14 protein-coding genes and 1 riboswitch are annotated in these 13162 nt (G+C 36.1%); of the genes, 9 read left to right on the forward strand and 5 right to left on the reverse strand.

The annotated features are described in order from the left end of the window. Nucleotides 1–84: 84 nt before the first annotated feature. Both FG390_RS07170 and FG390_RS07175 read right to left on the reverse strand, forming a co-directional pair. Nucleotides 85–741: a GDSL-type esterase/lipase family protein gene (locus tag FG390_RS07170; RefSeq protein WP_141190356.1), complete on the reverse strand. Its 657-nt coding sequence runs from the start codon at nucleotides 739–741 to the stop codon at nucleotides 85–87. A 68-nt stretch (nucleotides 742–809) separates the two neighbouring features. Next, on the reverse strand, nucleotides 810–1265 hold the full coding sequence (locus FG390_RS07175) for a hypothetical protein (protein ID WP_141190357.1): 456 nt from the start codon (nucleotides 1263–1265) through the stop codon (nucleotides 810–812). 130 nt (nucleotides 1266–1395) lie between these two features. Between FG390_RS07175 and FG390_RS07180 the strand changes: the two genes are divergently transcribed. After that, nucleotides 1396–1584 (forward strand): H-type small acid-soluble spore protein, encoded by a 189-nt coding sequence (locus tag FG390_RS07180; protein ID WP_141190358.1) that lies wholly within the window; start codon nucleotides 1396–1398, stop codon nucleotides 1582–1584. Nucleotides 1585–1748: 164 nt separating this feature from the next. Here FG390_RS07180 and FG390_RS07185 read toward each other — a convergent pair whose 3' ends face one another. Together FG390_RS07185 and FG390_RS07190 are read right to left on the reverse strand one after the other, a co-directional pair. Beyond that, the gene (locus tag FG390_RS07185) at nucleotides 1749–2585 is read right to left on the reverse strand and encodes a CAP domain-containing protein (protein ID WP_141190359.1); all 837 of its coding nucleotides are present in this window, start codon (nucleotides 2583–2585) and stop codon (nucleotides 1749–1751) included. Nucleotides 2586–2945: 360 nt separating this feature from the next. Beyond that, nucleotides 2946–4904 (reverse strand): S9 family peptidase, encoded by a 1959-nt coding sequence (locus FG390_RS07190; RefSeq protein ID WP_141190360.1) that lies wholly within the window; start codon nucleotides 4902–4904, stop codon nucleotides 2946–2948. A 284-nt stretch (nucleotides 4905–5188) separates the two neighbouring features. Here FG390_RS07190 and FG390_RS07195 point away from each other — a divergent pair, with 284 nt between their 5' ends. The 5 genes from FG390_RS07195 to FG390_RS07215 all read left to right on the forward strand — a co-directional run bounded on the left by FG390_RS07195 (nucleotide 5189) and on the right by FG390_RS07215 (nucleotide 8516). Beyond that, nucleotides 5189–5548: an arsenate reductase family protein gene (locus FG390_RS07195; protein WP_141190361.1), complete on the forward strand. Its 360-nt coding sequence runs from the start codon at nucleotides 5189–5191 to the stop codon at nucleotides 5546–5548. Nucleotides 5549–5627: 79 nt separating this feature from the next. After that, nucleotides 5628–6011: a glycine cleavage system protein GcvH gene (gene gcvH / locus FG390_RS07200; RefSeq protein ID WP_141190362.1), complete on the forward strand. Its 384-nt coding sequence runs from the start codon at nucleotides 5628–5630 to the stop codon at nucleotides 6009–6011. A 268-nt stretch (nucleotides 6012–6279) separates the two neighbouring features. Beyond that, on the forward strand, nucleotides 6280–6585 hold the full coding sequence (locus FG390_RS07205; protein ID WP_141190363.1) for a thioredoxin family protein: 306 nt from the start codon (nucleotides 6280–6282) through the stop codon (nucleotides 6583–6585). A gap of 301 nt (nucleotides 6586–6886) precedes the next feature. Beyond that, nucleotides 6887–7657 (forward strand): RNA polymerase sigma-I factor, encoded by a 771-nt coding sequence (gene sigI / locus FG390_RS07210; RefSeq protein WP_141190364.1) that lies wholly within the window; start codon nucleotides 6887–6889, stop codon nucleotides 7655–7657. Beyond that, complete coding sequence (locus FG390_RS07215; protein WP_141190365.1) at nucleotides 7608–8516, forward strand: anti-sigma factor domain-containing protein; 909 nt, start codon at nucleotides 7608–7610, stop codon at nucleotides 8514–8516. The genes sigI and FG390_RS07215 overlap by 50 nt, the downstream gene beginning before the upstream one ends. 237 nt (nucleotides 8517–8753) lie before the next feature. Here FG390_RS07215 and FG390_RS07220 read toward each other — a convergent pair whose 3' ends face one another. Beyond that, nucleotides 8754–9176 carry a TlpA family protein disulfide reductase gene (locus FG390_RS07220; RefSeq protein ID WP_141190366.1) on the reverse strand — a complete coding sequence of 141 codons (423 nt, stop codon included), beginning with the start codon at nucleotides 9174–9176 and terminating at the stop codon, nucleotides 8754–8756. A gap of 265 nt (nucleotides 9177–9441) precedes the next feature. After that, nucleotides 9442–9559: riboswitch (SAM riboswitch) on the forward strand. Between the two features lie 255 nt (nucleotides 9560–9814). On the opposite strand from FG390_RS07220, the gene FG390_RS07225 reads away from it, so the two are divergent. From FG390_RS07225 to FG390_RS07235, 3 genes are all read left to right on the forward strand, one after another. Beyond that, on the forward strand, nucleotides 9815–11128 hold the full coding sequence (locus FG390_RS07225) for an O-acetylhomoserine aminocarboxypropyltransferase/cysteine synthase family protein (protein ID WP_141190367.1): 1314 nt from the start codon (nucleotides 9815–9817) through the stop codon (nucleotides 11126–11128). A gap of 278 nt (nucleotides 11129–11406) precedes the next feature. Then, nucleotides 11407–12447, forward strand: coding sequence for a methionine ABC transporter ATP-binding protein (locus tag FG390_RS07230; RefSeq protein ID WP_141190368.1), 1041 nt, complete (start codon nucleotides 11407–11409; stop codon nucleotides 12445–12447). Then, nucleotides 12428–13093: a methionine ABC transporter permease gene (locus FG390_RS07235; RefSeq protein ID WP_141190369.1), complete on the forward strand. Its 666-nt coding sequence runs from the start codon at nucleotides 12428–12430 to the stop codon at nucleotides 13091–13093. Before FG390_RS07230 ends, FG390_RS07235 begins: the two co-directional genes overlap by 20 nt. Nucleotides 13094–13162: the final 69 nt, after the last annotated feature.

The raw sequence follows: 13162 nt of genomic DNA on the forward strand, positions 1-13162 counted from the left end.
TCTCGTCTTTATAAAATTGCAGCTATAGGACCTAGAGGTGTTCTATTTTAAAAGCAGTCTTTTCAAAAAAAAGGCTGCTTTACTTTACAAAAGGGGACTAAACCCAAGTTGTACGACTGTCTGCGCCATAACTTCATAACCGCGTGGGTTAGGATGAATATGATCTATAAATAAAAGTTCCCGTTCATGACCTAAGAATGCATGATAGATATCGGCAATTTGTATATAAGGTGGATGAGAAAGTGTTAATAACTGTTGATTGAATAGAGTGATCCAGTCATTAATTTCTGGAATTTGTGGAAAGGGATTATATAAATTTAAGATTCGAATCATTATAGGATGATATTGATTTTGTGTCATTTGATGAATAATGATGATCATGCGTTTAATATTTGCCATGCTTGTGTTTAAGGCATGGTATAAGAAACCAGTATTCCTCGTTCTTAAGAATTGTTTACCTGCTTGAATGAAATCATTACCTCCAGCTGTCAATGTAATAAGTTCGGCATGTTTTAGAGCATTCAGCAAAGGAGGAAAGTCGAACGTTAGATAGATTTGAGAGGAAGTGGCCCCTTTTTTGGCAAAAGTAACTACAGCTAGAGGCCTATTTAATGCTTGTTCAGTTAATTTTTTATAGCGTTCCACAAAACCTGGAGTAAAAATAGTAGAACCAACACCGACGGTTAAAGAATCACCGATGGCAACATAATTTAGCGGAGAAGAAGGCTGCTGCATGACCATTGGGTTTCACCTCCAAATACTCTTTTCTACTAATATATGGGGGTGAAGTAGGAATGGTGCCAGGGCCACTATTCGTACTCCCAAAGAATGCGCCATTCATTCTTCTGTTTTGCGACATAGACGTCTTGTTCTAGTGAAAAAACACCAAAAACGCTATGAAAAGTTAAGCTAATGGATATTTGAAACACATCCTTTATAGGGCTTTCTTCTTTGTTGTATGACCATTCCTTTAAATGTACGACATCTCCAATTGTAAAATCGAAGCTCTTTGTGCCAAAATCTTGCATGAAAACATGAGCTCGTTTTTGAATATATTGATCTTTAGTAAAATGTTGGTGCATAGAACTATGAAAAAGATCATATGACGTCCCAAAATTTCCTTTTTGCTCTTCACGATAAAATTCTTTTACCGTGTTAATTGCTTCATGCTTTGCTGTGGTTTTAATAAGATAAAAAATAAGAATACTAAGGGTTATGAGGAATATGACCAAAAACAAAAAAGAAATACGACGAGATTTGTTCATGGCGGTCCGTCCCCCTTTACACTTACATCCTATGCGGAGGTTATCATTTTTATTTATTTGAAAATGGTTTGTGTATACGTTTTTTGAAAAGAGAAATAATAGGAGTGATACTTAGAAAGGAGGATACCCTATGATCAGTGTTGAACGAGCTAAGAAGATAATCGCTTCGCCCGAAATGATTACGGTAACATATAATGGAGAAGAGGTCTTTCTTGAAAAAATTCACGAGAAGAAAGACACGGTCATTGTTAATTATATTGACCATCCAGAAAACAAAGCAGAAGTTTTGGTAAGAGACTTAACAGAAATAACCCACTAAAAAAAAGCCATAACAGTCGGTAATAGATTGTTATGGCCCTTTTTTATGAAACCGGTTATGAATGAATAATAAATTTAACTAAGCTGAAAGATACCTAGAATTTCCGATAGACTTATTTTACGTCATAAAAAAACCTCACAAATGTGAGGTTAAAAATAGGATTCTTATTTACCAATAAACTCTTGTGTCCAATAGGTTCTTTTAGCACCGCCATCAACATATCCTACACCAATATGCGTAAAATGACTATTCATGATATTTTTACGGTGACCTTCACTATTCATCCAAGCGTTAACGACATCTTGTGGTGTTTTTTGTCCTGCTGCGATATTTTCTCCTGCTGTAGAGTAAGAAATACCATAAGATTTCATCATGTCAAAAGGTGATCCGTATGTTGGTGATTGGTGATCAAAGTAGTTTTTATCTTTCATGTCTTTTGATTTGTCACGAGCCATTTTAGATAATTTTGTATCGATTTGAAGTGGTTTTAAACCTTGCTTCGCACGTTGTTGGTTTGTTAGTTCAACGACTTTATTTTCAAATGCATTAAGGGCTGAATTGCTTTGATTTGCTGCTGGTTTATTTTCACTATTTGAAGCTGGTTGTTTAGATGGTGCTGGTGCCTGAGTAGAAGGCTTGCTTACATTATCTTGTTTTGCTGGCTTCTCTGTATTTGTTGGTTGTGCTGGTTTTTTTGTATTTGAATCAGCAGGTTTATGAGTAGAATTTGAGTTAGACTCTTGTTTATGGTTTGTTGTTGTTTCTTTAGGATGATTTACTGGTTTTTTAGATTGCTGTTCTTTGATAAGTTTTTCAAGCTCAGGTAAGTTGTACTTTTTGATCAATTCATGGATATTGACCTTTTCAAATTTCACAACTTTTTCAGAAGCTGTACAAACTTTATAATTCACCGGCTTAGTTTCTGCGTTGGCATGTGTTGCTGCTACTCCTGGTAAAATAAGTCCTGCTGTTAATGCGATACTTAGTAGTTTTTTATTCATGTTGTATTTCTCCCTCCTTGTGCTCATAAGTTTCGGAGTTTTTGAGGGTTAATAGGGGTAAAAATAAAGTTACCTGATTTTACTAGAAAAAATGGATTAATTATCCAAAAAATACATATAGATTAGATTGAAAGGTTATCTATTTAATAGAAATGTTGATGTAAGAGATTGTAGATCAGCCTAATTTTTCTCCCATTCGTATAAAATGAAACTTCAATCAGTATTTTATTGTCCGTCAAGTGGGTAAACAAGTATTATGCGACTTTCAGTCATGCATAAAGGTGGAGTGGCAAATGGTACGAAGCATAAATGAGTTATCCATAGAAATAAGCGACTTAATTAATAAGTCGCCTAATCAGATTATGAATAACGATTAAACCAATTAATGATTTCATGCAATCGGCTGATTCGATTTTTTGGTTTTCCGCTTCTTGATAATTCATGGTTTTCACCTTTTATTCGAACAAATCGAGTCTCTACACCGAGACGTTTCAATGCAACATACCATTGCTCTGCTTGTTCGATTGGACAACGGTAATCTTCTTCACTGTGAATAATGCAGGCAGGAGTGGTAACCTGTTTGGCATAGCGAATGGGTGAAAATGACATAATTTGTTCTTCATCTTCCCATAAATCAACGTTACCTAGTTCACGGGAACCAAAATAGTAACCTATATCACTTGTACCAAAAAAACTATAGAGATTGCTAATGCAACGTTGGGTTACAGCAGCCGTGAAACGAGACGTTTGTCCAATAATGGTATTTGTCATAAATCCACCATAACTTCCACCGGTTACAAACAGCTTCTCTCTATCACACCAAGAAAAATGTTCTAGTGCATAATCTAACCCATTTAAAATATCTAGTCGATCTTTCTTACCCCAATCGCCATAACAAGCAGCTGTAAATTCTGAACCACGACCTTGGCTGCCTCGTGGATTTGTATAGACAACAGCGTAACCTTCTGCCGCAAGACATTGAAATTCATGGGAAAACGTATTTCCATACGCAGAAGCAGGACCACCATGAATTTCTAGAACAACAGGCACTTTTTTGCTTTTTTCAAGTAATGGCGGAAAAATAATCCAACCGTCTATTTCCCAATCATCTTCACTCTTATAATGAAAGGCTTTAGGCTCTGAGATCATTAATTGATCAAAAAGTGTTTTATTATGGCAGGATAATTGTGATTTATGACGGTCTTTTAAGAAGTACAGGTCACCTATTGTTGTATGTGTTTCTGCAATAAAGGTAAAAGCCGATCCAACTCTATCAAACGATGTGATGACTTCGTCCGGTGATTCATAATTTGAGCTTATCCTTCCATAAAGATCGACGGTTCTTAAAGAGGTACCTCCATGAACGGTGACAAGATATGTTAGAGAATCACTATTAGCATTCCAAACAAAATCTGGATTTCCTTTATCAAATCGAGCATCTGTACTAATATACTGACCAATGGAGTATTTCTCTTCGTGAGTGATACATGAGCAGGTCCTATTAGTTAGGGAGTATAGCCATATTCCATTATTTTGTGGACTCACTTCACCATCATCATGTCCACAAAAAGCAACATATTGTCCATTAGGCGAGGGTTGTACATTATAGATTGAGCCCTTTCCATCATATAACTTATTTTCTTGATCGGTTAGAAGATCATATTCATAGAGTGAATATAAATAATCGTGTTTTTCGGGATTTGATTTCCCTTTACAGTAAAAAATGGCGTTATCATCTGTTGAAAAAATGGCAGAATGGAGTCGCTCGCACGCCATTGTTAAGGCTTTTGCCTTTTCATTTGGCTTAGTCAAATTAAGAAGAAATAACTGCGGACTTTTAAGTATTATTCCTGTTCCATTAGCTAAGTAGCGAAGTTGTGTTACGATCGTGACATCATCATTATCTGTCTCTTTTTCGAGCGGAATAGATAGTTGACAAACTAATTTATGCCCATCATTAGATAAGGCAAAATGTTGAACTGAATGTTCAAATGTTGTCACTTTCTCTGCTTCTCCTCCTGAAGAGGCAATCCGCCACACTTGCTGATTTTTAACTCGATCGGAGAGAAAATAGATCCATTTGCCGTCTTTTGACCAGAATGGTGAGTGATCTCGAACGTTCTTATCAGCGTATGGGCGGGTAAGGGCGATAGAACGTTGTTGTTTATGAGACAAATAGAGGGAAGAAGCGTATCCGTTCTTCTCTTTTGAAGTGGTTGTGACAACATATACGATATGACTTCCATTAGGAGAAAAACGAGGTGAACCAGAATAATTAAAAGAATATAGATCATTTGTCGTTATGGTACGTTTCGTCATGAACAATCTCCTCTCTATTGATCATATTGCGGATTTTGTAATTTATGGCTATGGTAAATATATACCTGCTTAATCTGGGCTTTTTCTTCTATTAATTGAATCATATCACCTGTAAAATGATATTAAAAATATTTAGAATTTGATTTATTTGGTTTTGGCTGTAAATGATTAAGAATGGATTGTATAACAAGAAAACAGATGATGTGAGGAAATCACGATATGTGTATTCATGTGAATAATCGTATATACTATGGGATGAATGAAAATGGGGAGGAGATACCGTCGTGATCACTTTTTATGGATATCCAAAATGTGGTACATCAAGAAAAGCAAAGAAATGGTTAGATGATCGGGAAGTTGAGTACCGCAATGTCCATATCGTTGACTCACCACCTTCAAAAGAAGAATTGAAAGTTTATGTTGAGCGAAGCGGGTTACCAATTAAAAAGTTTTTCAATACCAGTGGGAAGAAATATCGCGGGTTAGGATTGAAAGATAAAATTAATGAGGCAACCCAAGACGAATTATTATCCATCCTTGCTTCGGATGGGATGTTAATCAAACGTCCTTTAGTTGCAGATGAAAATCATGTAACAGTAGGGTTTAAAGAGGAGACATTTAAACATAATTGGGAAAAAGAATAATCATACAATTCGCCTTGATGAACGCGGATGGTTATTATAAGATAACAATATAAATACATATAAACGGAGGAATGCAAGGATGGGTGTACCTAATGAATTAATCTATTCAGAAGAGCACGAATGGGTAAAAAAAGAAGATGGGAAAGTTAGAATCGGAATTACTGATTTCGCTCAGGACGAGTTAGGTGACATAGTATTTGTTGAACTACCAGAAGTTGGCGATGAACTTGAGGCTGATGAACCATTTGGTAGTGTTGAATCTGTTAAAACAGTTTCTGAACTCTATGCTCCAGTAAGTGGAAAAGTAGTCGAAATCAACGAGGAACTTGAAGACTCACCCGAATTTGTTAATGAATCTCCGTATGACAAGGCATGGATGATCGTTCTAGAACCATCAGATCCATCCGAATTAGAAAAACTGTTAGATGCAGAAGCTTATGAGAAAATGATCAGTGAAGAATAAAGAGAGTCTTTCTATGCCTGTTAGGACAACTAACAGGTTTTTTACTGTTCATTCAGTATAAGAGGTTGTTCAAAAAGGCACCGAATGATAAGCTACGAATCTCGGCGCACGCTTGTTTATTCCGGTCCTCAAAACAGCGCCGCCTCGATAATTGTCACCTTTTTGAACACGCACTATAATAGGAAGTTGTTAGTAATAAGACGCCTGTCCAATACTTGATAAATTTAATTATGACAAATCATCCTTATAAATTGGAAAGGAGCATCGAATGATTGAATTAAAAGAACGGTCATTGCCAAATATTAATCACGGTCAACAGATTCTTCTTTTTTTTACTTCGCCACTTTGTGGTACATGCCAATTGGCTGAACGGATGCTTCTGATTGCTATGGAAGCATTAAAAACGCCTCCAGAACTTTATCATTGCCGTGTAAATGAATGGACACACTTTGTTATGAATGAAAAAATATCAAGTGTCCCCTGTTTAATGATCCTTCATCATCATGAAGTTCAAAATGTCATCTACTCTTTTGAATCAGTGACAAAACTACATAGATTACTAAAATCTATCTAACATGAACAAATTTTAAAAAGGTTGCAACTGTATTGCAGTTTATTTATTTTAAGTATAAAAAATACGACACCTGTAATATTGTTATCGTTTTGCCTTATTTGTTAAACGTTTGACGTGTATTTTTATGTAACTGTATCTTTTTAGTCTCTTATTTCGTGTTATAAAGGAATAGACGGATATCGTGAGTATTTTTTTTGACCCAATATCGGTCATCTTAACAAAAAAATTTCACAATATTAAAGAACGTCATTATTCGTGATATAACAAAGTTAGAACGAAATGCGAGAGGTGAATCGTATACATGAATACTTTAAATACATTAAATAAAAATCAATTAACTGTTGAGGGCGGTCAAACCTTAACACTTGAAAATAATATATATAAAATCCAACAAGGTGATGAGTCGCTTAGAAATCGTATTCTCGAAGCCTATCAACCTTTTATAAAAAAAGTGGTATCAAAAGTCTGCAATCGTTTTATAGACCATACAATGGATGAATTTAGTATTGGGCTTGTCGCATTTAATGAAGCCATGAATCAATATCGCAAGGGCCAAGGAAGTAAGTTTTTGACTTTTGCTGATATGGTTATAAGACGCCGGATTATTGACTTTATTAGAAAAGAGACAAGGCAAGTAAAGCACATTTTTCTAGATTATGTTGATAGCGATGATGAGAATGGACTTGAAGAAAGCTATATTGAACAACAAGTAGCCATCAGTCACTATGAAGAGCAGCAGCAGATTGAAGAACGTATGGTTCAAATCGAAGAATATGAGCAAATGTTATTGCAATATGGCATTACATTCAATGTATTGAGTAAACATTGCCCGAAACATGTCGATGCTAGGGAAAATGCAAAAGTTGTGGCTAGACTACTTGTTAGCAACGATAAAATGGTTCAATTTTTACAAAAAAAGAAACGATTACCTATTCAAGAGCTGTTAAATTATGTTCAATGCAGTCGTAAAACCATTGAAAGGAATCGAAAGTATATTATAGCATTAGCGCTAATCTACATCGGTGGATTTGCTGCTTTGCAATCTTATATCGAACCGGAAACACTGTCCTAAAAAGAGGGGGGGAAGAACCCTGGATCAAGGAATTGTTGTATCGAAGGATGGACGATGTGCAGTCGTATTGACAAAGGATGGAAGTTTTAAATCTGTTAAATTAAAAAAGACTGTGAATCTATCAGTGGGACAAAGAGTATTATACGATGATCTCTCACTCATTAATATGAAACGTCTTATGATACTTTTTACCATTAGTGCGATGGTTGTTTGTTTGTCATTAATGATGTATTTAATGATGGTGAAACGAATGAATACGAGTGAGGATACGGCAGCCTATGTCAGTATCGATGCTTTTCCAAGTCTTGAAATTAGTTTAAATAATAAATTGAATGTTATTCAAACACGAAGCTTTAATAAGGAAGCAGAACAATTACTCAATCAAATGAGCGATGAAGATGTGTCACTTAAAACGTTTCTTCCTAACCTTATGTCACAGATGGAGAAATCTAATCCTGTGGAAAAAGATCCGATGTTTATGGTGACAACAACATTAACACATGCAGCGAGTAAATCAGATGTAAGTAAAATAAGGGCTCATTTACTTCATACACTTGAAACGAATCGTCCAAAACTCGTAAAACTTGGTTATAGTGACTATCAAATGCGTGATGCATCAATAGAGGAAAGAAAGAAAGCGATAGGTCAGCACTTTTCTACTGGAAAATATCTGTTTTATTTAGATGCCTTGCGTAATCATCACACTATAACGATTGACCAAGTCAAAAATATCCCACTTCAACAATTAAGAAGCATGGGAACTCCGTTAGAAGAAAATCAAAAAGATGTCCAAATAAAAGAAAAAAATGATTCTTCTAGTTTTAAATTAGATCAAAAGTACTGGATGAAATATTCATGATCTCAATTAGCAAAATAAAAACCAATCCAATGTATTAGCTATTATTAATTTTATAAACTTTATTTGTAGGATAAATTACTCTTAGGATATGACTTATTCAATAATGGGAATTACTTAAACGTGATACCAAATAAACAAGAGACGAGTTAATTTTTAACGCGACCCTTGTTTGTTAAGTTATGCCTAAAAAGGGATATGATTGTTCAGGGTGTAAAAAAGACAACTTATTAGGTTGTTTTACTGATTTAAAACGGAAGATAAGGCTTGTAATATATCGTAAAATGAGGCTTTGTCACCAAATTGATAAGCAATTTCATGGTTTCTATCCAAGATGATGGTTGTTGGTACGCCAGTACACCCAAATGCATCATAAAGCTCTCTTCCTTGATCTATTAAAACTGGAAAGGGAAGCTGATGATCATATACAAATTGTGGACCTGATTCTGGAGAATGTTCACGGCCCGTTACATTGACTGTGAGAAAAGCTAATGTATTTTTATCTAATGATTGATAAAACTGAATCTTATTCGGCATATCTCTTTGGCAGTCAGGGCACCATGAAACCCAAAAAGTTAACATGACGGGCATGCCTTGAAAGTCAGAAAGTGAGACGTTTTTTCTTGATTGTAATTCAAATAGAGTAAACTGTGGTGCATACATGCTTATGCATCTCCTTAAGAGGTTGTTCAAAAAGTCACCAAATGATAAGCTACGAATCTCGGCGCCCGCTCGTTTTTCCGGTCCTCATGTAGTAAAAACCTACATTCCGGTCCTCAAAACAACGCCGCCTTGATCTTCTTACTCTAATTTGTCACCTTTTTGAACACGCACTTTAAATTTTAATAATTTTAATAATATACCAATTGACAGTGAGTCACAACCGTGTTAGTATTCATATTACACTAACAAACAAAAAAGAATAGATCTCTTATCCAGAGAGGCGGAGGGACTGGCCCTATGATGCCCGGCAACCCCCTTATTACTTCAAGTAATTTGGGAAGGTGCTAATTCCTGCAAAAGTGAAGACTTTTGGCAGATAAGAGCGGTTTATATACATAAAACCCCTCTTATCTGAGGGGTTTTTTACTTATATAAAGCATCTCATTGAATTGCTGAAGATAAGTGATTGACGCCTCTCTTTCTCCTAAAGAATTGGCATTCATATATTTTTTTTAGTGCCTAGAATTCTCACATTTTTTGATGTGTCTTCACCATTACAAGCTTTATCGTTTGATAGCATATGGCGTTTGAAGAGTGTTCAAGTTTTTGATTGATAAAAAACTTAAGGAGTGAAAGAAATGGGATTTGAAGAGAAAAATTATGAATTAGAAACAGTGCTTCTACATGGGGGGCAAGAACCTGATCCGACAACTGGATCACGAGCGGTGCCTATTTATCAAACAAGCTCTTATGTGTTTGAAAATACGGAGCATGCGAGAAAACTTTTTGGTTTAGAAGAAGAGGGGCATATCTATTCAAGAATTGGCAATCCAACCGTAGAGGTTCTCGAAAAAAGAATCGCTCTTGCTGAAGGTGGGGTAGGTGCTTTAGCTACAGCCTCAGGCATGGCCGCCATTGCCTACTCTATTCTAAACATAGCCGGTAGCGGCGATCATATTGTTGCTGCATCAAATTTATATGGCGGGACATATAACTTATTCAATTCGACTTTATCTAAATATGGGATAGATGTCAGTTTTGTTGATCCGACGGACCCTAAAAATTTTAAAGCGACAATTCAATCAAATACAAAAGCCGTATTTGGTGAAATCATTGGAAATCCGAGTCTTCATGTGCTTGATGTTGAGGCAGTATCGGATATCGCACATGCAGCGGGAATTCCTTTAATCGTTGATAACACATTTGCAACCCCATATGTTTCAAGACCATTTAACTTCGGAGCGGATATTGTTGTTCACTCTGCGACGAAATGGATTGGTGGCCATGGGAGTACGATAGGTGGTCTCATTGTCGATAGCGGTCAATTTGATTGGACCAATGGTAATTTTCCAGAATTTGTGGAGCCTGATCCTGGTTATCATGGGTTGAGATATGGACTAGATCTAGGTAGAGCAGGATATATTACGAAAGCTAGGACACAATTATTAAGAGACTTTGGTGCTGCACTGAGTCCTTTTAGCGCATTTTTAATTTTACAAGGCTTTGAAACACTCCATTTAAGAGTCAAAGCACATAATGATAATGCAAAAAAAGTCGCTGAGCATCTAAGTCAGCATCCACTTGTGAGTTGGGTTAACTATCCTGGACTTAAAAATCACCCAAGCCATGAACTTGCTGACTATTACTTGTCAAATGGATATGGATCGATCGTTGTGTTTGGTATTAAGGGCGGTTTAGAAGCTGGAAAAACATTTATCGATAATTTGTCTCTTTGGTCACAATTAGCGAATGTCGGTGATGCAAAATCCCTTGTTATCCATCCAGCATCGACAACCCATCAACAATTAAGTGGTGATGATTTAATCAAAGTAGGAGTCACGGAAGATCTTGTTCGGTTATCTGTCGGCATTGAAAATGTGAATGATTTATTAAAAGATATAGATCAAGCATTAGAAAAAAGTAAAGATAAGCATCCAAAGTTAGTTGTATGAATTCATACCAAGATACATGATAGATGGTTCATTTGTAAATAAGCTTTTTTCTTACTTTTGCAGTTTTATAAAAATTTTGAAATAATCCGAGTATGTTTATTAATTTAATGAGTTAATATATAATTCAACTAGCTATACATGATAGGCATGTTTGGTGTGGATTACCTTTTAACCTGAGTCACACCCATATAGTTAAAATAACGTTTATATTTATTATGTTGTTACAAAGTATACGGATTTTCGTTAATACGTTTTTGTTTATGTATTAGGAGGACATCATGATTAGACTTGATAATATAACCAAAATATATCAAACAAGTAATGGTCCTGTAGAAGCTTTAAAAGACATTAGTCTTGATGTAAAAGAAGGCGAGATTTTTGGCATCATTGGTTACAGCGGTGCAGGTAAGAGTACCTTAATCCGATTGATCAATCTTCTCGAACAGCCAACATCCGGTTCTATAAGGGTTCATAATCAAGATCTCTCTCAACTAACAGGTAAAAAGCTTAGAAGAGAGAGACAAAAAATAGGCATGATTTTTCAACATTTTAATCTACTTTGGTCACGCACCGTAGCTGAAAACATTGAATTTCCACTTGAGATTGCGAAAGTCCCTAAGAAAGTTCGCAAGGAACGCGTGAAAGAGCTGATCACGTTAGTTGGATTAGAAGGAAGAGACAAGTCCTATCCATCGCAATTAAGTGGCGGTCAAAAACAAAGAGTGGGTATTGCCAGAGCGCTAGCTAATAATCCAAAAGTGCTGCTTTGTGACGAAGCGACCTCTGCTCTCGATCCGAAGACGACGAATTCAATCCTCAAATTACTTGTTAAAATTAATCGGAATCTTGGGCTAACCATTGTTTTAATTACACACGAAATGCATGTCATTCAAAGCATATGCCATCGCGTGGGTGTTTTGGACAAAGGCCATATTGTAGAAGAAGGACGTGTCAAGGATGTTTTTAATCATCCTAAAGAAGACATCACGAAGGAATTCGTTAAACAAGTAAATGAGAGTGATGAATGGGCCTCTTCAATAGAAGATATTTTATCTACTCATCGTTCAGGAAAAGTTGTGAAATTAACGTTTAATGGTGATATAGCCGAACAACCGATTGTCAATGACATTTATCGAGACACATCCTTAACGATTAACATTGTATGGGGGAAAATTTCACATACTCAAGAGGGAGCATTAGGTACACTAGTGCTTCACATTGACGGTGATCAAGAAAAAAATATTGAAAAAGCCATTGATTTTGTTAAATCGAAAGGTGTGCTTGTGGAGGTGATTGAACATGGCGCAGCTATTTCCTAATGTAGATTGGAATGCCATGTGGGTAGCGACAGGCGAAACACTTTATATGACGCTCATTTCTGGTGTATTTACATTTATTCTTGGACTTTTATTAGGGCTCTTATTGTATGTAACAGCAAAAGGAAGTTTATATGAAAATGTCTTTATCTATCGGATTGTATCGGCTATCGTCAACATATTTAGAGCGATCCCATTTATTATTCTCATCATTTTGTTAATTCCTTTAACCGTGGTGATTATCGGGACCATGATCGGCGCTTCTGCAGCCCTTCCATCTATTATAATTGGCGCTGCCCCATTTTACGGACGTTTAGTCGAGATTGGACTTCGTGAAATCGATAAGGGGGTCATTGAGGCCGCACAAGCTGGTGGAGCAAGCAAATGGCAAATCATATGGAAAGTTTTATTACCAGAAGCGCTTCCTGCTCTCTTATCAGGAATTACGGTTACGCTGATTGCTTTAATCGGTAACACAGCGATGGCTGGTGTTGTTGGCGCGGGGGGGCTTGGAACCCTTGCCTTTAACGATGGATTTCAAGCCAATCAAAATGATATTACGTTAGTTGCCACAATTATTATATTGATTATCGTCTTTATCGTTCAATTTATTGGTGATATCATGACACGCCAAGTCGATAAGAGATAAATCTTAGGCTGCTTGAAGGGAGTGTTCATCATGTGTTGTTAATTGGTTATTTAAAGAGTAACTAACCGA

This window comes from Terrilactibacillus laevilacticus, from assembly GCF_006517395.1.
GTDB classification, from domain to species: Bacteria; Bacillota; Bacilli; order Bacillales; family Sporolactobacillaceae; genus Terrilactibacillus; species Terrilactibacillus laevilacticus.

Bases quoted from the DNA above. Each gene is read 5' to 3' on its own strand.
- FG390_RS07170 (WP_141190356.1), bottom strand. From the start codon at position 741: ATGGTCATGCAGCAGCCTTCTTCTCCGCTAAATTATGTTGCCATCGGT.
- FG390_RS07175 (WP_141190357.1), bottom strand. From the start codon at position 1,265: ATGAACAAATCTCGTCGTATTTCTTTTTTGTTTTTGGTCATATTCCTC.
- FG390_RS07180 (WP_141190358.1), top strand. From the start codon at position 1,396: ATGATCAGTGTTGAACGAGCTAAGAAGATAATCGCTTCGCCCGAAATG.
- FG390_RS07185 (WP_141190359.1), bottom strand. From the start codon at position 2,585: ATGAATAAAAAACTACTAAGTATCGCATTAACAGCAGGACTTATTTTA.
- FG390_RS07190 (WP_141190360.1), bottom strand. From the start codon at position 4,904: ATGACGAAACGTACCATAACGACAAATGATCTATATTCTTTTAATTAT.
- gcvH (WP_141190362.1), top strand. From the start codon at position 5,628: ATGGGTGTACCTAATGAATTAATCTATTCAGAAGAGCACGAATGGGTA.
- FG390_RS07205 (WP_141190363.1), top strand. From the start codon at position 6,280: ATGATTGAATTAAAAGAACGGTCATTGCCAAATATTAATCACGGTCAA.
- sigI (WP_141190364.1), top strand. From the start codon at position 6,887: ATGAATACTTTAAATACATTAAATAAAAATCAATTAACTGTTGAGGGC.
- FG390_RS07220 (WP_141190366.1), bottom strand. From the start codon at position 9,176: ATGTATGCACCACAGTTTACTCTATTTGAATTACAATCAAGAAAAAAC.
- FG390_RS07225 (WP_141190367.1), top strand. From the start codon at position 9,815: ATGGGATTTGAAGAGAAAAATTATGAATTAGAAACAGTGCTTCTACAT.
- FG390_RS07230 (WP_141190368.1), top strand. From the start codon at position 11,407: ATGATTAGACTTGATAATATAACCAAAATATATCAAACAAGTAATGGT.
- FG390_RS07235 (WP_141190369.1), top strand. From the start codon at position 12,428: ATGGCGCAGCTATTTCCTAATGTAGATTGGAATGCCATGTGGGTAGCG.